General features: G+C 70.8%; 19 protein-coding genes. 2 read left to right on the forward strand and 17 right to left on the reverse strand.

Annotation, left to right across the window (positions count from 1 at the left end):
* Positions 1–17: 17 nt before the first annotated feature.
* The 13 genes from Q392_RS06010 to gcl form a co-directional block, all read right to left on the reverse strand.
* Positions 18–203, reverse strand: a complete 186-nt coding sequence (locus tag Q392_RS06010; protein ID WP_038203073.1) for a DUF2970 domain-containing protein — start codon at positions 201–203, stop codon at positions 18–20.
* Between the two features lie 26 nt (positions 204–229).
* Positions 230–1,504, reverse strand: a complete 1,275-nt coding sequence (locus Q392_RS06015; protein ID WP_038203075.1) for a cytochrome c — start codon at positions 1,502–1,504, stop codon at positions 230–232.
* Complete coding sequence (locus tag Q392_RS06020) at positions 1,501–2,106, reverse strand: c-type cytochrome (protein ID WP_342665582.1); 606 nt, start codon at positions 2,104–2,106, stop codon at positions 1,501–1,503. Before Q392_RS06020 ends, Q392_RS06015 begins: the two co-directional genes overlap by 4 nt.
* A 290-nt stretch (positions 2,107–2,396) precedes the next feature.
* A complete protein-coding gene (locus tag Q392_RS06025; protein ID WP_038203078.1) occupies positions 2,397–2,903 on the reverse strand; it encodes a nucleoside deaminase in 507 nt (168 codons plus the stop codon).
* Between the two features lie 25 nt (positions 2,904–2,928).
* Positions 2,929–3,984: a DUF2272 domain-containing protein gene (locus Q392_RS06030; RefSeq protein WP_084216911.1), complete on the reverse strand. Its 1,056-nt coding sequence runs from the start codon at positions 3,982–3,984 to the stop codon at positions 2,929–2,931.
* A gap of 44 nt (positions 3,985–4,028) precedes the next feature.
* Positions 4,029–4,796, reverse strand: coding sequence for an ABC transporter permease (locus tag Q392_RS06035; RefSeq protein ID WP_038203081.1), 768 nt, complete (start codon positions 4,794–4,796; stop codon positions 4,029–4,031).
* A gap of 25 nt (positions 4,797–4,821) precedes the next feature.
* Positions 4,822–5,652 carry an ABC transporter ATP-binding protein gene (locus Q392_RS06040; RefSeq protein ID WP_038203084.1) on the reverse strand — a complete coding sequence of 277 codons (831 nt, stop codon included), beginning with the start codon at positions 5,650–5,652 and terminating at the stop codon, positions 4,822–4,824.
* The gene (locus tag Q392_RS06045; RefSeq protein ID WP_038203087.1) at positions 5,653–6,678 is read right to left on the reverse strand and encodes an ABC transporter substrate-binding protein; all 1,026 of its coding nucleotides are present in this window, start codon (positions 6,676–6,678) and stop codon (positions 5,653–5,655) included.
* Between the two features lie 141 nt (positions 6,679–6,819).
* Positions 6,820–7,239 (reverse strand): PaaI family thioesterase, encoded by a 420-nt coding sequence (locus tag Q392_RS06050; protein ID WP_157007809.1) that lies wholly within the window; start codon positions 7,237–7,239, stop codon positions 6,820–6,822.
* 61 nt (positions 7,240–7,300) lie between these two features.
* The gene (locus Q392_RS06055; RefSeq protein ID WP_038203090.1) at positions 7,301–9,601 is read right to left on the reverse strand and encodes an NADP-dependent malic enzyme; all 2,301 of its coding nucleotides are present in this window, start codon (positions 9,599–9,601) and stop codon (positions 7,301–7,303) included.
* Positions 9,602–9,697: 96 nt separating this feature from the next.
* Positions 9,698–10,609: a 2-hydroxy-3-oxopropionate reductase gene (locus tag Q392_RS06060; protein ID WP_038203093.1), complete on the reverse strand. Its 912-nt coding sequence runs from the start codon at positions 10,607–10,609 to the stop codon at positions 9,698–9,700.
* 11 nt (positions 10,610–10,620) lie between these two features.
* Positions 10,621–11,400, reverse strand: a complete 780-nt coding sequence (hyi, locus tag Q392_RS06065) for a hydroxypyruvate isomerase (RefSeq protein WP_038203096.1) — start codon at positions 11,398–11,400, stop codon at positions 10,621–10,623.
* Between the two features lie 13 nt (positions 11,401–11,413).
* Positions 11,414–13,207, reverse strand: a complete 1,794-nt coding sequence (gcl, locus tag Q392_RS06070) for a glyoxylate carboligase (protein WP_038203099.1) — start codon at positions 13,205–13,207, stop codon at positions 11,414–11,416.
* Between the two features lie 113 nt (positions 13,208–13,320).
* On the opposite strand from gcl, the gene Q392_RS06075 reads away from it, so the two are divergent.
* Positions 13,321–14,229, forward strand: a complete 909-nt coding sequence (locus tag Q392_RS06075; protein WP_038203102.1) for a LysR family transcriptional regulator — start codon at positions 13,321–13,323, stop codon at positions 14,227–14,229.
* Here the strand turns inward: Q392_RS06075 and Q392_RS06080 are convergent.
* The 3 genes from Q392_RS06080 to Q392_RS06090 all read right to left on the reverse strand — a co-directional run bounded on the left by Q392_RS06080 (position 14,226) and on the right by Q392_RS06090 (position 17,422).
* Positions 14,226–15,317 (reverse strand): AI-2E family transporter, encoded by a 1,092-nt coding sequence (locus Q392_RS06080; RefSeq protein ID WP_038203105.1) that lies wholly within the window; start codon positions 15,315–15,317, stop codon positions 14,226–14,228. The two genes, Q392_RS06075 and Q392_RS06080, sit on opposite strands and share 4 nt — an antisense overlap.
* Before the next feature lie 79 nt (positions 15,318–15,396).
* Positions 15,397–16,092: a GntR family transcriptional regulator gene (locus Q392_RS06085; protein ID WP_038203108.1), complete on the reverse strand. Its 696-nt coding sequence runs from the start codon at positions 16,090–16,092 to the stop codon at positions 15,397–15,399.
* 4 nt (positions 16,093–16,096) lie between these two features.
* Entirely contained in the window at positions 16,097–17,422 is a 1,326-nt protein-coding gene (locus tag Q392_RS06090; protein ID WP_038203111.1) for a C4-dicarboxylate transporter DctA, read from the reverse strand.
* A 162-nt stretch (positions 17,423–17,584) separates the two neighbouring features.
* On the opposite strand from Q392_RS06090, the gene Q392_RS06095 reads away from it, so the two are divergent.
* Entirely contained in the window at positions 17,585–18,442 is an 858-nt protein-coding gene (locus Q392_RS06095) for an aldo/keto reductase (protein ID WP_038203114.1), read from the forward strand.
* A 6-nt stretch (positions 18,443–18,448) separates the two neighbouring features.
* Here the strand turns inward: Q392_RS06095 and Q392_RS06100 are convergent, their stop codons facing one another.
* Positions 18,449–19,945, reverse strand: coding sequence for a nucleobase:cation symporter-2 family protein (locus Q392_RS06100; RefSeq protein ID WP_038203117.1), 1,497 nt, complete (start codon positions 19,943–19,945; stop codon positions 18,449–18,451).
* Positions 19,946–20,051 lie beyond the last annotated feature (106 nt).

Here is a 20,051-nt window from a genome sequence, read left to right on the forward strand (position 1 = left end):
CGCCGCGGCGGGGCCGCTCAGCCGGCGACCAGCCGCACGACGAAGATCAGCCCGCCGATCAGCCCGAGCACCAGCAGGAAGGCCAGCAGCAGGATGATCGGCAGGCTGCCGCTGTCGACGCGCTGGTCGGCGTCGGTGCGGCGGCCGCCCAGGCCGATGGCGGCCCACAGGACGGCCCGCAGGGATCTGAGGAATCGGCTCATGTGTCGTCTCTCCGTCGGGGTGCGCCTCAGCGCTGCATGGCCTGGCGCGGCGTGATCTCCGCGCCGGTGTTGCCCCAGCTTGCGCGCACGTAGCTGAGCACGGCGGCGATGTCGTCGTCGTTCAGCACGTGGCCGAAGGGCGGCATGCCGTAGGGGCGCGGATTGCCCTCGGTGGCGGGCGCGTAGCCGCCGCGGCGCACCATCTGCACCAGGTTGGCAGGGTTGTCGAGGTTCACCGCACGGTTGCCGGCCAGCGGCGGGAAGGCACCCGGCTCGCCCTCACCCTGGTCGCCGTGGCACCAGGCGCACTGCTGGGCGTAGATCCGCTCGCCGCGCAGCAGCAGCGCCTCGTTGCGCCGCGGGGGCGCGGCCGGCGCCGGCGCGGGTGCCTGGGGCAGGGCCTGCAGGTAGGTCGCCATCGCACGCAGGTCGACGTCGCTCAGGTGCTGGGTGCTGGCGTACACCACCTCGGCCATCGGGCCGGAGACGGCGGCGCGCGCCGTGGCGCCGGTCCGCAGCAGCGCGACGACCTCGTCGGCGGGCCATTCGGCCACGCCAGCCTCGTGGGCGGCGTCCAGCGCGGGGGCGTACCAGTTCTCGCCGGGCAGCATGCCGCCGACCAGGCCGCGCGCCGTGTCGGTGGCGCCCAGCGCGTTGCGGCTGCCGTGGCAGGCGATGCAGTGGCCCAGGCCGCCGACCAGGTAGGCGCCGCGGTTCCACTCGGCCGACTGCGCCGGCTGGGGCGTGAAGGCGCCTGGCCGGAAGAACAGGGCGCGCCACACCGCCAGCGCGGCCTGCGTGTCGTAGGGGAAGCGCAGTGTGTGCGCCCGGTTGGCCTGCGCCACGGGGGGCAGGCTGCGCAGCCAGGCGAAGAGGGCGTCCGAGTCCTCGCGCGAGATCTGCGTGAAGCTGGTGTACGGGAAGGCCGGATACAGCAGCCGTCCGTCGCGCGAGCGGCCGTTGTGCATGGCGCGCCAGAAGTGGTCGGCGTTCCAGCGGCCGATGCCGGTGGCGTCGTCGGGCGTGAGGTTGCCGGCGAAGATGGTGCCGAAGGGCGTCTGGATGCCGCGGCCGCCGGTGTAGGCCGCGCCGCCGCGCGCCGTGTGGCAGCCGGCGCAGTTGCCGGCCAGCGCGAGATAGCGTCCGCGCTCGATCTGGCCCGGCGTGGCCGCGAAGGGCCCGGCGTGGTCGTCCACCGGGTCTTCGCCGCGCAGGTTGAGCATGACGACGGCGCCGGCCAGCAGGGCCAGCAGCACCGCCAGCGCCAGCAGCGCGCGCACGAGAAGGCGCCGGCCGGTCATGGGTGGGCTCCCATCGCGCTGCACGCCACCGACACGCCGGCGGGCAGCGCGGCGGCCGGCTTCGCATCGGCCGCCACCGGCTGCGCGGCCAGCCAGCCGGCCACGGCGCGGATGTCCTCGTTGTTCAGCTTGCGGCCCACCTCGGTCATGCAGTCGGGCGCCGGCGCGCGCCGGTCGCCCGTGACCCACGAGCCCAGCTGCGAGGCGATGTACAGGCGCGGCAGGCCCAGCAGGCCGGGGATGCCCGGCTGCACGCCGGTGAGCGCCTGGCCGTGGCAGCTCGCGCAGGCCGGGATGCCGCGGGCGGCGTCGCCCTCGAACACCATCGCCTTGCCGCGCGCGAGCTGCGCCGCGGGCAGGTCGGAGGGAGCGGGGGGCGGGTAGGGCAGGTCGAGCGCGGCGAAGTACTCGGCCATCTCGCGCAGGTAGGTGTCCGACAGGTTCGCCAGCAGGTGGCTCATGTCGGCCTGCTGCCGCCGCCCGTCGCGGAAGCTGCGCAATTGCTCGTACAGGTAGCCGGCCGGCTTGCCCGCCAGGCGCGGGAAATAGCCGGAGTTGGTGGCCTGTCCCTCGCGCCCGTGGCAGGTGATGCAGGCGGCCATGCGGCGCTCCATGTCGCCGCCAGCCGGCGAAGCGGGCTGGGCGCCGGCGGCACCCGCCAGCGCGAGGGAGGCCAGCCACCATCCGAGCGCCCCCAGGGCCAGGCTACGCCTGACCCGCCCCCCGAGGGGGGCAAGAAAACTTGGGGCGGCCCGGCGTTTTCTTGAGAGGCCGGAAATCATCATGGTGAGCCGATTGTCGCGGAGCAATCCGCGAACGACCGGATCAGTTGGTCCATGCCGCAGCAGCAAACTGAGTCTTGCCCGGTCGTGCTGGCCGTTGCGCTTGGCCCTCAGCGCGCCTCCCAGAAGCCGCGGTGCGTATCGGTCAACTCGCCGGTCAGTCCGGGCACCGGCCCGATCACCTCGACCGGTCGCTGGCCGCGCGCGAACACCTCGCGGCAGGGCAGGCTGAGGGTGGGGTTCTCGGGGTGGTCGCCCGTCAGGGCGAGCAGCGCCGTCTCTTCCGCGCCATAGAGCACGCGGCCGATGCCGGCCCAGTAGATGGTGCCGGCGCACATGGCGCAGGGCTCGAAGGTGGTGACCAGCGTGCACTGCGCCAGGTAGGCGCCCGGGTGGTTGGCCGCGGCCGTGCGCGCCAGCGTGGACTCGGCGTGGTTCACGGTGTCGATGTTGCCCTGCTCGGCCAGCACCGTCTCGCCGTCGGGCGCCACCAGCAGGGCGCCGAAGGGGTGGCGGCCCATCGACATGGCACGGCGCGCCACGGCGTCGGCGCGGCGCAGGTGGCGCGCGCACTGGTCTTCGGTGAGTGGGGGGAGCGTGGGGGCGGCAGCGGTCATGGGCGGGGCGATCGGAGGGTCGTGGTCATTCTCGCCACTGCAGCAGCAGCGACCAGGGCTGCCGGCTCATGTGGCGGTCGATGCAGCCGGGCGTGCCGGGCGTGCAGCCGCTGCCGTCGAGGTAGCTCGGGTCCAGCCGCCGCGTGCCGGGCGCGAACAGCAGGCGGCGCTGCGTCACCGACTGCAGCACGTTGCCGCCGATGGCGTCGAAGCCCTGCTCGTCGACCTGCACGACCACGTCGCAGTGCATCGGCACCGGCGCGCCGCCCGCCGCGCGCGCGGCCAGCGCGGGGACCAGCGTGTCGAAGCGGTCCAGGCCGGCGTCGGCGCCGCGGCTCTGGCACACCAGGTCGCCCACCCGGGGCGGGGTGCGGGCGAGGTCGCAGGCGCGCAGCGCATGGGGCGCGGCTTGGCCCGCCTGCTCGGCCTGCGTCGCCGCCCAGGCCGCGCCGGCGTAGTCGGCATGCGCCTCGGAGAAGGCGAACTCGCCATCGCGCAGCCCCGCCTGCCGCGCCAGCCAGCTCACGAAGGCGGCGGACCAGGGCGTGTCGACGACCGCCACGCGGTCCAGCGCGGCCGCGAGCGCATCCTGCTCCTGCGGCGAGAGGCCCTGGTCCGGGCCGGCGCCCAGGCCCTGCAGCCGCTCGCTGCCGGCCTGGGCCAGGGCCTCGCGCAGCCGCCCGCGGTCGGCCGGGCGCAGCGCGCCGTGGCGCACCACGTAGGGCAGCCGGCGTGCGTCGGGGTCGACGGCCTGCCAGTAGGCCATCACGCGCTGCCAGGGCGCGAGGCCATCGATGCGCGGCACGTCCTCGGCCTCGTAGGCGCCCGAGGCCAGCAGCCGGCCCTCGGCATCGAGCGACGATGCGCCCCAGGCGGCGTGCTCGCCCTGCGCCGCGGCGGCGAAGGCCAGGGCGCGCGGCGGCGCATCGCGCTGCGCGGCGGCCTGGCAGAAGTCGGTGCCGGGCGGCACGGTCGTCGGGGTCGGGGCGGTCGGCGGCGCGGCGCAGGCCGCGCACAGCAGGGCGGCGAGCAGCGCGGCGCCGCGGCGTCCGGCCCGCCGCGGAAAGGGGGAGATCGGCATGGACACGGGCCAGCATAGCGGCACCGCCCCGCCCGTTGCTTCGGTCAGCCGCCCTGCGAGCCGCGGTGCGCCCAGGCCGTGGTGTGCTTCTCGACGGCGCTGAAGAGTTCGTACATCGCCATCGCCATCGCGCCCACCACCATCAGCCCGGCGAAGGCCAGGCCCATCTGCATGGCCGAGCCGGCCGAGATCAGCAGGTAGCCGATGCCCTCGTTGGCGGCCGTCATCTCGCTGACCGTGGTGCCCACGAAGGCCAGCGTGATCGCCACCTTGAGCGAGGCGTAGAAGTAGGGCATGGAGCGCGGCAGGCCGATCTTCACCAGCACGTCCCAGCGCTTGGCGCCGAGCACGCGCAGCACGTCCTCCAGCTCCGGCTCCAGCGTGGCCAGCCCGGTGGCGATGTTGACCATGATGGGGAAGAAGCTGATGAGGAAGGCGGTGAGGATGGCCGGCCCGATGCCGATGCCGAACCACACCACCAGGATCGGCACGAAGGCCGCCTTGGGCAGCGCGTTGAAGGCCGTCATCAGCGGGTACACCGCCGCGTAGGCGATGCGCGAGCTGCCGATGACGAAGCCCAGCAGCACGCCCACCACGATGGCCAGGCCGAAGCCGGCCATCGTCACCCAGAAGGTGCGCCAGGCATGGCCGGCGATGACGCCCTTGAACTCCCAGAACTGCTCCCAGATGCGCAGCGGGCTGGGGAAGATGAAGTCCGAGACGCCGAAGGCCGAGCAGATGATCTGCCACAGCGTGATCACCGCCACCAGCAGCAGCCAGGGCGACCAGCGTTCGAGTTGCTTGTTGTTCATGCCGGGGTCCCCGGGAAGTCCGCCTTCATGCGACCTCCCTGGCGGCCACAGCATGCCGCATGGCGCCGATGTGGCCGCGCAGCTCGTGCACGATGTCGCTGAATTCCTTGGTGTAGGTCACTTCCAGCTCGCGCGGGCGCGGCAGCTCGATCTCGCGCCGCACGACGAAGCGCCCGGGCGACCTGCTCATCACGTACACCGTGTCGGCCAGGAACACCGACTCGCGCAGGTCGTGCGTGACCAGGATGACGTTGAAGCGCTGCTCCGTCCACAGGTCGCGCAGGATGCACCACAGCTCCTCGCGGGTGAAGGCGTCGAGCGCGCCGAAGGGCTCGTCCAGCAGCAGCATCTTGGGCTCGTGGACCAGCGCGCGGCAGATGCTGGCGCGCTGCTGCATGCCGCCCGAGAGCTGCCAGGGAAACTTGTCCTCGTAGCCGCCGAGGCCCACCTTCTGCAGCAGGCGCCGGGCGCGCTCCTCGTACTCCCTGCGCCTGCGCTTGAAGCTGGAGCGGTAGGGTTCCACGATCTCCAGCGGCAGCAGCACGTTGTCGACCGTGGTGCGCCAGGGCAGCAGCGACGGCGACTGGAAGGCCATACCGGAAATCTTCAGCGGCCCGGTGACGGGCTGGCCGTCGATGCGGATGCGCCCCATCGAGGGCATGCGCAGCCCGGTGGTGAGCTTCATGAAGGTCGACTTGCCGCAGCCCGAGGGGCCGACGATGGCGATGAACTCGCCCCGCGCGACCTGCAGGTCGATGGCCTCGACCGCGAAGTGGTTCTCGCGCAGCAGCTGCTCGTTGTAGGCGAGCCAGACGTCCTGGAAGTCGACGAAGGGGATGGCGGCGGCGTCTGCCATCTACTTCCTGAGGATGGCCAGTTCGGCCGCCGGCGGCAGCATGGCGCTCGTCCACACCGCGTCGGGGCTGACGCGCGTCTTGGTGTTGAAGGCGTCGGAGACCTGCGAGGCCATCAGCGACAGGCGTGCCGGGTTCACCACGCCGAAGCCCTCGGCACGGGCGTCGGGGCTGGCGATCACGGTGTCGATCGCCAGTTGCAGGCGGCGCGTCTCCAGCTTGCTGTCGATGATGCCGTCGCGCGCCTTCACCGACGCGATGGCCGCCGGCGGGTTGGCGATGACCTCCTTCGCGCCCTTCGCGAAGGCCGAGAGGAAGGCCTTCACCACCTCGGGCCTGTCCTTGATCAGCTTCGGCGAGGCGATGATGACGTTGCCGTACAGCTTCACGCCGTAGTCCGGGTAGGGCAGCACCACGATGTCGCCGGCCTTGGCGCCGCGCGCCTCCAGGTTGAGCAGCGAGGTGAAGGTGAAGCCGGTGATGGCGTCGATGTCGCCGCGCATCAGCATGGTCTCGCGCAGCGTCGGGTCCATCGCCGTCCAGTTCACGGTGCCGATGTTGTTGGCCTTGGCGAAGATGGGGAAGGCGCGGCGGCCGGCGTCGAACACCGGGGCGCCGAGCTTTTTGCCCGCCAGGTCGGCCGGCTTGGCGATGCCGCTTTTCTTCAGCGCCATCACCGAGGCCGGCGTATTGTTGTAGACCATCATCACCGCCACCGGCTTGTTGGGACTGTCGGGGTTGTTGGCGTGGAACTCCATCAGCGCCGCCAGGTCGGCGAAGCCCATGTCGTAGGCGCCCGAGGCCACGCGCGTGACGGTGCCGCCCGAGCCGTTGCCGGCGTCGATGCTCACGTCGAGGCCGGCCTGCTTGAAGTAGCCCTTGGCGGCCGGGTGCAGGAAGAGGGCGGACGGCCCCTCGAAGCGCCAGTCGAGATGGAACTTGATGGGCGTCTGCGCCTGGGCGCTGCCCAGGCCGAGGCACAGGGCCGAGGCCGCCAGGAAGGATTGCAGCAGGTGTCGCTTGTTCATCGCCGTGACGTCTGTGGGAGATGCCAGGCGGGTGAGCAAGAACGATGCCGCTACCTCATGGTGCGTCTGCACCACCCAAGGCACCGAAGGCCGGCGCGGCCGGTCCGGTTTCGGTGCATGCGGGCGCGCGGATGGTGCGCGTCAGCGGGCCGCCGGGATCGCGTAGCTGCCCACGGCGTGCGCCACCGGCTCGGGATGGCCGTCGCTGTAGAGCAGCACCTCGCCGGTGGCCAGCGTGCGCCCGACCTTGAGCAGCCGGCACACGCCGATCACGTCGCACCCGGCGGCGGGCTTGCGCAGGAAGGTGGTGTTCAGGTTGGTCGTCACCGCCAGCGGCACGATGCCGATCTCGCCCAGCAGCGCGACGTACAGCGCCACGTCGGCCACCATCATCAGCGTCGGGCCGGAGACGGTGCCGCCGGGGCGCAGGTCGGCCTCGTCAACCGCCTTGCGGATGGTTGCGCCCCGTTCGCCCACGGCCTCGATCACGCAGGGGTTCTGCGGGAACTCCGTGCGCAGGAAGTCCGCGAGCTGCGGCAGGCTGGGGCGGGCGGCGCTCACCGGACCACCCTCCGTCCTGCGGACTGCGGGTGCGAGCGCCTTCGCAGCGGCCGGGCGGCACTCATCGCTGGATGTTGGCGTCCGCCACCGCCAGGGCCGTCATGTTCAGCACCCGGCGCACGGTGGCCGATGGGTTGAGCACGTGCGCCGGCTTGGACGAGCCCAGCAGGATCGGCCCCACCGTCACGCCGTTGGCGCCGGTCATCTTCAGCACGTTGAACAGGATGTTGGCGGCGTCGAGGTTGGGGCAGATCAGCAGGTTGGCCTCGCCGGTGAGCGTGCTGCCGGGCAGGGCCTGGCGGCGCACGGTCTCGCTCAGCGCGGCATCGCCGTGCATCTCGCCGTCGCACTCGATGTCGGGCGCCATCTGCGCGAACAGGTCGCGCGCCACGCGCATCTTGCGCGCCGATGCGCGCTCGGAGGTGCCGAAGTTGGAGTGCGAGAGGAAGGCCACCTTGGGCGGCAGGCCGAAGCGGCGCACCTCCTCGGCCGCCATCAGCGCGATGTTGGCGAGCTGCTCGGCCGTCGGGTCCTCGTGCACGTTGGTGTCGGCGATGAACAGCGTGTACTTGTCCAGCATCAGCGCGTTGAGCGTGGCGAAGTCCGGCACGCCCTGCTGGGTGCCCAGCAGCTGGCCGAGGATCTTCAGGTGGCTGTCGAAGCGGCCCACCAGCCCGCAGATCATGGCGTCGGCGTCGCCCAGGTGCACCATCAGCGCGGCGATGGTGGTGTTGGAGCGGCGCACCATCGCCTTGGAACCCTCCGGGTTGATGCCGCGCCGGCCCATCAGCTCGTGGTAGGCCTCCCAGTACTGGCGGAAGCGCGGGTCGTTCTCCGGGTCGACCACCTCGGCGTCCTCGCCCACGCGCAGGTGCAGGCCGGCCTTCTGGATGCGCATGGCGATGATGTCGGGCCGGCCGATCAGGATCGGCCTGGCCAGGCCTTCGTCCACCGCCATCTGCGCGGCGCGCAGCACGCGCTCGTCCTCGCCCTCGGCGTAGGCCACGCGCTTCTTCTGCGCCAGCTTGGCGGCGGTGAACACCGGGCGCATGAACATGCCCGTCTGGTAGACGAAGCGCGACAGGTGCTGGCGGTAGGCGTCCAGGTCCTCGATGGGACGGGTGGCCACGCCCGAGTCGGCCGCCGCCTTCGCCACCGCCGGCGCGATGCGCAGGATCAGGCGCGAATCGAAGGGCTTGGGGATGATGTAGTCGGGGCCGAAGGCCAACTCCTGGCCGGCGTAGGCGGTGGCGACCTCCTCGCTGATGTCGGCCTTGGTCAGGTCGGCGATCTCGCGCACGCAGGCCAGCTTCATCTCCTCGGTGATCTTGCTGGCGCCGCAGTCGAGCGCGCCGCGGAAGATGTAGGGGAAGCACAGGACGTTGTTGACCTGGTTCGCGTAGTCGCTGCGGCCGGTGGCGATGATGCAGTCGGGCCGCACCTGCTTGGCGAGCTCGGGGCGGATTTCCGGCTCGGGGTTGGCCAGGGCCAGGATGATCGGCTTGTCGGCCATCGTGCCCACCATCTCGGGCGTCAGCACGCCGGGCGCCGAGCAGCCGAGGAACACGTCCGCGCCCTTGACCACGTCGGCCAGGGTGCGCGCGCCGGTGTCCTTCTGCGCGTAGCGTGCCTTGGAGTCGTCGAAGCCGCCGGCGCGGCCCATGTAGATCAGGCCCTTGGAGTCGCAGGCGTGGATGTTGGCCGGCTTGGCGCCCAGGCCCACCATCACGTCCAGGCAGGCGATGGCGGCGGCGCCGGCGCCCGAGACGGCGATCTTCACGTCGCCGATCTTCTTGCCCACCAGCTCCAGGCCGTTGAGCAGCGCGGCCGCCGAGATGATGGCCGTGCCGTGCTGGTCGTCGTGGAACACCGGGATGTTCATGCGCTCGCGCAGCTTCTTCTCGATGTAGAAGCACTCGGGCGCCTTGATGTCCTCGAGGTTGATGCCGCCCAGCGTGGGTTCCAGCGAGGCGATGATGTCCACCAGCTTGTCCGGGTCGCGCTCGGCCAGCTCGATGTCGAACACGTCGATGCCGGCGAATTTCTTGAACAGGCAGCCCTTGCCTTCCATCACCGGCTTGCCGGCCAGCGGGCCGATGTCGCCCAGGCCGAGCACGGCCGTGCCGTTGGTGACCACGCCGACGAGGTTGCCGCGGGCGGTGAACTCGGCCGCCATGGCCGGGTCGGCCTGGATGTCCAGGCAGGGGTAGGCCACGCCGGGGGAGTAGGCCAGCGACAGATCGCGCTGGTTGACGAGGGCCTTGGTGGGGGTCACGGAGATCTTGCCGCGCACGCCGGCACGGTGGTATTCGCGTGCGGCATCGCGCAGGGCTTCTTCGGCCGGTGACAGCTTCTGGGTCATGAGGGTCTCCTCGGTTTTCGGGAATCGGAAAGCAAGAAGGAGAGGCTACCGCAAAGCGGCACCTCTCCCGGGTGGTGGAACTACGATGGACGCGGTTCAGCGATGCGTATCCGGCATCACCGGATGCTGCGCCATGGCCTCCAGAGCGCGGACGAGGGCGGAATGGTCCGACTGGCCGAAGCCCAGCGCGGCGCACGCGTTCATCAGCTGCGCCGCCCCGGCCGTCTGCGGCAGCGCCACGCCCAGGCTGCGCGCGCTCTGCATCGCCAGGTTCAGGTCCTTCTGGTGCAGGCTGATGCGGAAGCCCGGATCGAAGGTGCGCTTGATCATGCGCTCGCCATGCACCTCCAGGATGCGGCTGGAGGCGAAGCCGCCCATCAGCGCCTGGCGCACCTTGGCCGGGTCGGCCCCCGCCTTGCTGGCGAACACCAGCGCCTCGCCCACCGCCGCGATGTTCAGCGCCACGATGATCTGGTTGGCCACCTTGGTGATCTGGCCGGCGCCCACATCACCCACCAGGGTGACGTTCCTGCCCATCTTCTCCAGCAGCGGGCGCACCGACTCGAAGGTCTTCTCCTCGCCGCCGCACATGATGGTCAGGCTGGCCGCCTTGGCGCCCACCTCGCCCCCGGAGACCGGCGCGTCCACGTAGCCGCAGCCCAGCTTCGCGATGCGCGCGGCGAAGTCCTTCGTGGCGATCGGGTCGATGGAGCTGCAGTCCACCACCGTCTTGCCGGCGGTCAAGCCCGAGGCCACGCCGTTCTCCCCGAACAGCACCTTCTCCACGTCGGGCGTGTCGGGCACCATCAGGAAGATGACATCGGCCTGGCGCGCCACCTCGGCGCCGCTGGCGCAGACCTCGGCCTTGCCCGCCAGGGCAGCCGGCACCTCGCTGCGGGTGTTGACGAACAGGGTGTGGCCGGCATCGGCCAGGTGGCCGGCCATGGGCGCGCCCATGATGCCCAGGCCGATGAAGCCGATGCGGCGGGACGTCGTTGCGTTGCTCATGCTCTTGCTCCTCAAGCGGTCAGGGTCTTCAGCCAGCCCAGGCCTTCGGTGGTGGTGGTGCGCGGCTTGTACTCGCAGCCGATCCAGCCGGGGTAGCCGATGGCGTCGATGTGCCTGAACAGCCAGGGGTAGTTGATCTCGCCGGTGCCCGGCTCGCCGCGGTCCGGGTTGTCGGCCAGCTGGATGTGGCCGATGCGCGCCAGGTGCTTGCTCAGGGTGTTGCCCAGCTCGCCTTCCATGCGCTGCGCGTGGTAGATGTCGTACTGGATGCGCAGGTTGTCCGAGCCGACCTCGTCCAGCAGGGCCAGGGCCTGGTCGGTGCGGGTGAGGAAGAAGCCGGGGATGTCGAAGGTGTTGATCGGCTCGACCAGCAGCTTCAGGCCCGCCTTCTCCAGCTCGCGTGCGGCGAAGCGCAGGTTCTCCACCAGGGTGGGCTGCACGTCCTGGTGGGTGGCGCCTGCGGGCAGCTTGCCGACCAGGCAGTTCAGTTGCGGGCAGCCCAGCGTGGCGGCGTACTCGATGGCGCGGGCCACGCCCTCGCGGAACTCGCTCACGCGGCCCGGGTGGCAGGCGATGCCGCGCTCGCCGGCGTCCCAGTCGCCGGCGGGCAGGTTGTGCAGCACCTGCGCCAGGCCGTTGGCCTTCAGGGCGGCGGCCAGCTCGTTCCTGTCGAAGGGGTAGGGGAACAGGTACTCCACCGCCTCGAAGCCCGCCCGGGCGGCGGCCTCGAAGCGCTGCAGGAACGGCAGCTCCGTGAAGAGCATCGTCAGGTTGGCGGCAAACTTGGGCATCTCGCGTCTCTCCTCAATCCAGCATGGCGGCGGCGATGGCCGTCGGCGCGTCGGCCGCGTCCTCGGCCAGCGGCTCGAACTCGTTGATGGCGTCGATCTCTGTGCCCATGGCGATGTTGGTCACGCGCTCGAGCATCACCTCGATCACCACCGGCACCTGGTGCTCGGCCATCAGCTCCTCGGCGCGGCGGATGGCCGGCTGCATCTCTTCCTGGCGGTGCACGCGGATCGCCTTGCAGCCCAGGCCCTCGACCACCTTCATGTGGTCGACGCCGTAGTCCTTCTCGACGCCGGCGTCGGGGGCGGCGTTGATGTTCTCGAAGGCCAGCTGCACGCAGTAGTCCATCTCGAAGCCGCGTTGCGCCTGGCGGATCAGGCCCAGGTAGCTGTTGTTGACCACGATGTGGATGTAGGGCAGCTTGAACTGCGCGCCCACCGCCAGTTCCTCGATCATGAACTGGAAGTCGTAGTCGCCCGACAGGGCCACCAGCTTGCGCTTCGGGTCGGCGGCGCGCACGCCGAGGGCGGCCGGCACCGTCCAGCCCAGCGGGCCGGCCTGGCCGCAGTTGATCCAGTGGCGCGGGTGGTACACGTGCAGGAACTGCGCGGCGGCGATCTGCGAGAGCCCGATGGTGCTCACGTAGCAGGTGTCGCGGTCGAAGTTGTTGTTCATGCACTGGTAGACGCGCTGCGGCTTCATCGGCACCGCGTCGAAGTTCGTCTTGCGCAGCATGGTGCGTTTGCGCTCGCGGCACTCGCCGGCCCAGGCCGCGCGGTCGGGCAGCCTGCCGGCGGCCTTCATCTCCTCGGCCACCTGCACGAACAGCTCGAGCGCCGCCTTGGCGTCCGAGACGATGCCGAAGTCGGGCATGAACACGCGGCCGATCTGCGTCGGCTCGATGTCGACGTGCACGAAGCTGCGGCCCTTGGTGTAGACCTCGGTCGAGCCGGTGTGGCGGTTGGCCCAGCGGTTGCCGATGCCCAGCACGAAGTCGCTGGCCAGCATGGTGGCGTTGCCGTAGCGGTGGCTGGTCTGCAGGCCGCACATGCCGGCCATCAGCGGGTGGTCGTCGGGGATGGTGCCCCAGCCCATCAGCGTCGGGATCACCGGCACGCCGGTCAGCTCGGCGAAGCGCACCAGCAGGTCGCTGGCATCGGCGTTGATGATGCCGCCGCCGGCCACGATCAGCGGGCGCTCGGCGGCATTGAGCATGCCGATGGCCTTCTCGGCCTGGGCGCGGGTGGCGGCCGGCTTGTAGACCGGCAGCGGCTCGTAGGTCTCGATGTCGAACTCGATCTGCGCCATCTGCACGTCGAAGGGCAGGTCGATCAGCACCGGGCCCGGGCGGCCCGAGCGCATCAGGTGGAAGGCCTGCTGGAACACCTGCGGCACCTGGCCGGGCTCGCGCACCGTGACGGCCCACTTGGTGACGGGCTTGGCGATGGACTCGATGTCCACCGCCTGGAAGTCTTCCTTGTACAGGCGCGCGCGCGGCGCCTGGCCGGTGATGCACAGGATCGGGATCGAGTCCGCCCAGGCCGAGTACAGCCCGGTGATCATGTCGGTGCCGGCCGGCCCGCTGGTGCCGATGCACACGCCGATGTTGCCGGCCACCGCGCGGGTGTAGCCCTCGGCCATGTGCGAGGCGCCTTCCACGTGGCGCGCCAGGATGTGGCCGATGCTGCCCTGCTTGCGCAGCGCCGCATACAGCGGGTTGATGGCGGCGCCGGGCACGCCGAAGGCCTGGGTGACGCCTTCCTTCTCCATCACGAGCACGGCGGCCTGGGCCGCGGTCATCTTTGCCATCTGAGGTCTCCTTGGGATGGCATGGACTCTAGGCACTGGCGGGCCGCCGAAGAAGAGCCGCCCGGGCCATATCACCTATTCCGCAATGGAATGACTGAACGTACCATCGGGGCATGGACCGGCTGCAGGCGATGGAAATGTTCGTGCGCGTGGTGGAGACGGGCAGCTTCTCGCGCGCCGCCCGCGAGTTCAACACCACCCAGCCCACCGTGACCAAGCAGGTCGCGGCCATCGAGGCGCGGCTGAAGGTGCGCCTGCTCAACCGCAACACCCGCGGCGTGAGCCTCACGGAGCCGGGCGCGCTGTACTACGAGAAGTGCAAGGCCATCGTGCGCGACGCGGAGGACGCCGACAACGTGGTGCGCATGCGCCAGTCGCAGGCGCAGGGCCTGCTGCGCATCGGCACCTCCGTGGCCTTCGGGCGGCGGGTGGTGGTGCCGCTGGCGCTGGAGTTCATGCAGCGCCACCCGCAGCTGCTGGTGGACCTGAGCTTCGACGACCGCTACGTGGACCTGGTGGCGCAGGGGCTGGACGTGGCGCTGCGCATGGGCCGGCTGGCCGATTCATCCCTGGGCGCGCGCTCCCTCGGCATGAACCCGTGGGTGATGGTGGCCTCGCCGGCCTACCTCAGGCGCCACGGCACGCCGCGCCGGGCGCAGGACCTGTCGTCGCACACCGCGCTCATCTACAGCAGCGTGGTCGGCGACGACGTGTGGCACATGCAGACGCCGCGCGGCGAGCCGGTCGGCGTGCCGGTGAGCGGGCGGCTGCGCTCGAACAACCTCTCTGCCGTGCTGGCCGCGGCGCGCGACGGCATGGGCATCGCGCTGATGCCGCGCTACGTGGCGCACGACTCGCTGGCCGCCGGGCGGGTGAAGGAGGTGCTGGCCGGCCACGTGCTGCCCGAGCAGGAGATCCACGCGGTGTTTCCCTCGCCCCGGCTGCTGCCGGCGAAGGTGTCGCACTTCCTGGCCTTCCTGCAGGGGCGCTTCGCCGGCGACTGGTGGGCGCAGTCGCCTTAGGGCGCGTCGTCGGGCGGCGGGAAGGGCGGGGCGTTGCCGTCTTCCTCGTTGGACTCGGCGAACAGGCTCCAGACGGCCATGAACAGCGCGGCGATCACCGGCCCGATGACGAAGCCGTTGATGCCGAAGACGGCCATCCCGCCGAGGGTGGAGATCAGCACCACGTAGTCCGGCATCTGCGTGTCCTTGCCCACCAGGATGGGGCGCAGGACGTTGTCGACCAGGCCGACGACGAACACGCCGATGAAGATCAGCGCCAGGCCCTTGAAGACGGCCCCCGTCGCCAGGAACCAGATCGCCACCGGCGCCCAGATCAGCGCCGCGCCCACGGCGGGCAGCAGCGAGAGGAAGGCCATCACCACGCCCCACAGCAGCGCCCCCTGCACGCCCAGCAGCGCGAAGGCCACGCCGCCCAGCAGCCCCTGCGCGGCCGCCACCGCCACGTTGCCCTTGATGGTGGCGCGGATCACGGTGGTGAACTTGTTGAGCAGGTAGTGCGTGTGCGGGCGCGCCAGCGGCAGCGCGTTGCGGAGGGTCTTGGACAGGTCCGAGCCGTCGCGCATGAGGAAGAACAGCAGGTAGAGCATCACGAAGAAGCCCACGATGAAGTCGAGCGTGTTCTGCCCGATCGACAGCGCCTGCTGCCCGATGGCCTGGCTGGCCTGCGCCGCCACCGCCGAGAGCTTGGACAGCATCGCCTCCATGTTGCTCAGGCCGAAGCGGTCGAGCAGGTTGGCCAGCCATTGCGGCAGCGCCGCCACCACCTGCTGGACGTAGCCGGCGAAGTTGAGCTGGCCCGAGCGCACGCGCTGGGCGACCTCGGCCACGTCCTGCACCAGCGAGGTGGCGATGACGACCAGCGGCAGGATCACGATCACCAGCACGATGGCCAGCGTGGCCAGCGCGGCGGGCGTGCGGCGCTTGCCCATCCGGGCCAGCAGCCGGCGGTACAGCGGCGTGAACAGGATCGCCAGCGCCATGCTCCAGAACACCGCCCCGAAGAACGGCAGCAGGATCCAGCCGAAGGCAGCCGTGACGGCGAAGAGCAGGGCGAGGAAGACCCCGCGCTGGAGTTGGGGCGAATTCATGGTGGCGCCGACTGTAGCCGAGCCGCCGCGCGGGCCGGGGGATGCGCGGCGCGTGTCGGTGTCGGCCGACGCCGCGCGCTCAGGCCACGCGCGCGGGCCTTTGCACCGGCGCGAGGCTGGCGCGCAGGCCCTGCACCGCGTCGGCCGTCGGCAGTTCGGTCTGCAGCGCCTGCTCCACGTGGCCGATGTGGTCGAGCATCAGTGCGCGCGCGCCGTCCGGGTCGCCGCGCTCCAGGGCGGCGACGATGGCCGCGTGCTCCTCGCAGGACTGGCCGGCCTCGTGGCGCGACTGGTAGAGCGTGGCCGCCAGCGTGGTGCGGGCGGTCAGGTCGCGCAGCACGCCGCACAGCAGGCGGTGGCCCATCTGCTCGGCCAGGCAGACGTGGAAGTCGGCCAGCAGGAAGGCGCGCGTGGCGGCGTCGGCACCGCGCACCGCACGGCGCTCCTCCTCGATGTGCTCGCGCAGGCGGCGGATCACCTGCGACAGCGGCCGGCCGCTGTCGGCCAGGATGCCGGCCTCGACGATGCGGCGGGCCGAGAAGGCGTCGCGGGCCTCCTCCGCCGAGGGCTGCACGACGAACCAGCCGCGCTTGGGCTGCACCTCGACGAAGCCGCGCGCCTGAAGCTGCATCAGCGCCTCGCGCACCATGGTGCGGCTCACGCCGAACAGGTCCGCCAGCGCCTGCTCGCCCAGCCGCTCGCCGGGCGCGAGCTTCTGGGCGAGGATGGATTCGACGACGCGCTCGGCGATCGAGGTGGGGCTGATGTCGGACATGTCCTCAGTGTGCCGCAGCCGCGCCCTCCGGCGCCGGCAATTCCATCTCCGGCGCTTCCTCCAGCGGGGGCAGGCGGCCGTCCAGCGCGGCGTGGGCCTGCTCGCGGTCGATGTCGCCCTCCCAGGCGGCGATCGCCACGGTGGCCACGCAGTTGCCGACCAGGTTGCCCAGGGCGCGGGCGATGCCCATGAACCAGTCGACCGAGAGCACCAGCACCAGGCCGATGGCGGGGATGGCAGGGATGGCGTGCAGCGTGGCCGCCAGCACCACGATGGCCGAGCCCGGCACGCCGTGCGCGCCCTTGGAGGTGACCAGCGCGATGGCCAGGATGGTCAGCAGGTCGGCCATCGACACCGGCGTGTTGGTGGCCTGCGCGATGAACACCGCCGCCAGCGTGATGTAGATGGAAAAGGCGTCGAGGTTGAAGGAGTAGCCGGTGGGGATCACCAGGCCGACCGTCGAATCGCGCACGCCCATGCGGCGCAGCTTGGCCATCACCTGCGGCAGCACGCTGTCGGAGGAGGTGGTGGCGAAGACGATCATCAGCTCCTCGCGCAGGTAGCGCAGCAGCTTCCACAGCGAGAAGCCCGAGATGCGCATCACCAGCCCCAGCACCACGAACACGAAGACCAGCACCGCCACGTAGAACAGCGCCACCAGCATGCCGAGCTGCTTGAGCGAGCCCACGCCGTACTTGCCGACGGTGAAGGCGATGGCGCCGAGCACGCCCAGCGGCGCCAGCTTGATCAGGATGCCCATGATCTTGAACATCACCAGCGAGGTGGCGTCCACCACCACCGCCACCGGCCGGCCGCGCTCGCCCAGCAGCGTGAGCGCGCAGCCGAACAGCACCGCGAACAGCAGCACCTGCAGCACGTCGCCGGTGGCGAAGGCGTTGATCACCGTGGTGGGGATCAGCTTCATCAGGAAGTCGACCGTGCCGCCGCTGGTGAGCTTGTCGGCGTTGGAGGCGTAGGCGTTCATGGCCGAGGCGTCCAGCGTGTTGGGGTCGACGTTCATGCCCACGCCCGGCTGGAACCACCAGCCCAGCAGCAGGCCCAGCGTCAGCGCGATGGTGGTCAGCACCTCGAAGTAGATCAGCGCCTTGACGCCGACCCGGCCGACCCGGCGCAGGTCGCCGGCGCCGGCGATGCCGTGCACCACCACGCAGAAGACCAGCACCGGGATGATCATCTTGATGAGCTTGATGAAGCCGTCGCCCAGCGGCTTGAGCTGGATGGCGAAGTCGGGCGCGGCGAGGCCGAGGACCACGCCGATGACGAGCGCGATCACGACCTGGCCGAACAGGGATCTGGCGAAGCGGAGCATGGTGGGCGTTCTCCTGGATGGTTGCATGCAAGATGAAATCAAACTTGCATGCAAGAAATGTAGGCAAGACATGGCCTTTGTTGTTCAGGGGTATTCCCTAGCGTCGGGGCGGCGCCCGGCGGGCGCGTACCCTTGCAGCCCCATCAGCCTGGAGATGCCGCCATGCGCATGCTCGACCTGCCCGGCCCGGCGGCCGGTGTGCTTCCCACCCTCGGCCTGGGCACCTGGCGGCTGGGCGAGTCGCCGGCGCGGCGCGTCGCCGAGGTGGCGGCCGTGCGCGATGCGTTGGCGATGGGCTGGCGCCTGATCGACACCGCCGAGATGTACGGCGAGGGCGGCGCCGAGGAGGTGGTCGGCCAGGCGCTGGCCGAGGCCCTGCGCGCCGGCGAGGTGCGGCGCGAGGACATCGTCGTCGTCAGCAAGGTCTACCCGCACAACGCCGGCCGCCGCGGCGTCCCGGCCGCCTGCGCGCGCAGCCTGAAGCGTCTGGGCCTGGAGCGCATCGACCTGTACCTGCTGCACTGGCGCGGCAGCGTGCCGCTGGCCGAGACGGTCGAGGCCATGCAGTCGCTGCAGGCGGCGGGCCGCATCGGCCGCTGGGGCGTGAGCAACTTCGACGTCGACGACCTGGAGGAGCTGGTGGCCGCCGGCGGCGCAGACTGCGCCGCCAACCAGGTCTGGTACTCGCTCGGCGAGCAGGGCCCCGCGCACAGCCTGCTGCCCTGGATGCGCGCGCGGGGCATGCCGCTGATGGCCTACAGCCCGATCGACCAGGGCAGCCTGGCGGCAGGGGGCGACCTGGCGGAACTGGCCCGCGGGCTCGGAGCCACCGCGGCGCAACTCGCGCTGGCCTGGCTGCTGGACCAGCCGGGCGTCGCCGCGATCCCCAAGGCCGCGAGCACGGCGCACCTGCGGGAGAATCTGGCCGCGGCCGGCCTGCCGCTGGACGCGGCGACGCGGGCCGCGCTGGCCCGCGTGTTCCCGCCGCCGGCGCGCAAGACGCCGCTGGCGATGATCTGACGGCGGCTAGTGTGCCTCCGCCTGCTTGGCCGCGGCGATGGCGGCAGCGGCGTCGAACTTCGTGCCGTTGAGGAACATGTTCAGCAGCACGGCGGTGATCGAGGTCAGCAGGATGCCGGACTCGATCAGCGAGTGGATGCCGTGCGGCATCCACTGCTTGAAGTTGGGCGCCAAGAGCGGAATCATGCCCACGCCGATGGACACCGCCACGATCATTGCGTTGTGGCGGTTGTGCTTGAAGTCCACGTTGCCCAGGATGCGGATGCCCGTGGCCAGCACCATGCCGAACATCACGATGCCGGCGCCGCCGAGCACCACCGTGGGCAGCGACTCCACCAGCGCGCCCATCTTCGGCAGCAGGCCCAGCACGATGAGGATGACGCCGCCGGCCACGCACACGAAGCGGCTCTTCACGCCCGTGACGGCCACCAGCCCGACGTTCTGCGAGAAGCTGGTGTAGGGGAAGGTGTTGAAGATGCCGCCGATGAGCGTGCCCAGCCCGTCGGTGCGCAGGCCGCGCGCGAGGTCCTTCTGTTCGATCTTGCGGTCGGTCATCTCGCCCAGCGCCAGGAACATGCCGGTGGACTCGATCATCACCACGATCATCACCAGCGTCATCGTCAGGATCAGGAAGGGATCGAACTTGGGCATGCCGAAGTGGAAGGGCAGCACGATGTCCAGCCAGGGCGCCTTGCCGACCTTCTCGAAGGTCATCAGGCCCATGCCGGCGGCGACGACGGCGCCGATGACGATGCCCAGCAGCACCGAGATGTTGGCGATGAAGCCCTTGGCGAACTTCACGATCAGCAGGATCGACACCAGCACCAGGCCCGAGATCGCCACGCCCGAGAGGTCGGCGTACCTGGGGTTGGGCACCGTCGGCATGAGGGCCAGCCCCTTGGGCACCGGCGGCAGCGAGGAGCCGGGCGAAGTCACCTCGGCCAGCCACTTCTGGTAGATCGGATCGACCATGGACGGCGCGGTGGGGCCCACCGGGTTGCCGAAGATCCAGTTGATGCCCACGCGCATCAGCGTGATGCCGATGACCGCGATGATCGTGCCCGTGACCACCGGCGGGAAGTAGCGCAGCATGCGGCTGACCATCGGCGCGATGATGATCGAGATGACCCCGGCGCCGATGATGGAGCCGAACAGCAGTTGCGCGCCCACCTGCCCCGGGTTGGCGTTGGCGATGGCCACCATCGGCGCCACCGAGGCGAAGGTCACGCCCATCATCACCGGCAGCTTGATGCCGAACCACTGCGTGGCGCCCAGCGCCTGGATCAGCGTGGCGATGCCGCAGCAGAACAGGTCGGCGCTGATGAGCAGCGCCACCTCGTCCGGGCTGAGCTTGAGGGCGCGGCCGACGATCAGCGGCACGGCCACCGCGCCGGCGTACATCACCAGCACGTGCTGCAGCCCGAGGGCGGTGACCTTGCCGAGCGGCAGTCGCTGGTCGACCGGGTGAACGCCTGCGGCGGGCGTGGTGGCGATGCTTGTCATCCGAGTTGTCTCCTGCTGTGGCGCGCCGGCCTGGTCCGGAGCGCGCCGCAAGAATAGGGGGCGCCATCGGATCGAAAAAGTCGCACAATCCAATAAATCAATCGCC

This window comes from Xenophilus azovorans DSM 13620 (assembly GCF_000745855.1).
Classification (GTDB): Bacteria; Pseudomonadota; Gammaproteobacteria; order Burkholderiales; family Burkholderiaceae_C; genus Xenophilus; species Xenophilus azovorans.

Coding starts and splice junctions, on each gene's coding strand:
- Q392_RS06010 (WP_038203073.1), bottom strand. CDS start 203: ATGAGCCGATTCCTCAGATCCCTGCGGGCCGTCCTGTGGGCCGCCATC.
- Q392_RS06015 (WP_038203075.1), bottom strand. CDS start 1,504: ATGACCGGCCGGCGCCTTCTCGTGCGCGCGCTGCTGGCGCTGGCGGTG.
- Q392_RS06020 (WP_342665582.1), bottom strand. CDS start 2,106: ATGGCCGCCTGCATCACCTGCCACGGGCGCGAGGGACAGGCCACCAAC.
- Q392_RS06025 (WP_038203078.1), bottom strand. CDS start 2,903: ATGACCGCTGCCGCCCCCACGCTCCCCCCACTCACCGAAGACCAGTGC.
- Q392_RS06030 (WP_084216911.1), bottom strand. CDS start 3,984: ATGCCGATCTCCCCCTTTCCGCGGCGGGCCGGACGCCGCGGCGCCGCG.
- Q392_RS06035 (WP_038203081.1), bottom strand. CDS start 4,796: ATGAACAACAAGCAACTCGAACGCTGGTCGCCCTGGCTGCTGCTGGTG.
- Q392_RS06040 (WP_038203084.1), bottom strand. CDS start 5,652: ATGGCAGACGCCGCCGCCATCCCCTTCGTCGACTTCCAGGACGTCTGG.
- Q392_RS06045 (WP_038203087.1), bottom strand. CDS start 6,678: ATGAACAAGCGACACCTGCTGCAATCCTTCCTGGCGGCCTCGGCCCTG.
- Q392_RS06055 (WP_038203090.1), bottom strand. CDS start 9,601: ATGACCCAGAAGCTGTCACCGGCCGAAGAAGCCCTGCGCGATGCCGCA.
- Q392_RS06060 (WP_038203093.1), bottom strand. CDS start 10,609: ATGAGCAACGCAACGACGTCCCGCCGCATCGGCTTCATCGGCCTGGGC.
- hyi (WP_038203096.1), bottom strand. CDS start 11,400: ATGCCCAAGTTTGCCGCCAACCTGACGATGCTCTTCACGGAGCTGCCG.
- gcl (WP_038203099.1), bottom strand. CDS start 13,207: ATGGCAAAGATGACCGCGGCCCAGGCCGCCGTGCTCGTGATGGAGAAG.
- Q392_RS06075 (WP_038203102.1), top strand. CDS start 13,321: ATGGACCGGCTGCAGGCGATGGAAATGTTCGTGCGCGTGGTGGAGACG.
- Q392_RS06080 (WP_038203105.1), bottom strand. CDS start 15,317: ATGAATTCGCCCCAACTCCAGCGCGGGGTCTTCCTCGCCCTGCTCTTC.
- Q392_RS06085 (WP_038203108.1), bottom strand. CDS start 16,092: ATGTCCGACATCAGCCCCACCTCGATCGCCGAGCGCGTCGTCGAATCC.
- Q392_RS06090 (WP_038203111.1), bottom strand. CDS start 17,422: ATGCTCCGCTTCGCCAGATCCCTGTTCGGCCAGGTCGTGATCGCGCTC.
- Q392_RS06095 (WP_038203114.1), top strand. CDS start 17,585: ATGCGCATGCTCGACCTGCCCGGCCCGGCGGCCGGTGTGCTTCCCACC.
- Q392_RS06100 (WP_038203117.1), bottom strand. CDS start 19,945: ATGACAAGCATCGCCACCACGCCCGCCGCAGGCGTTCACCCGGTCGAC.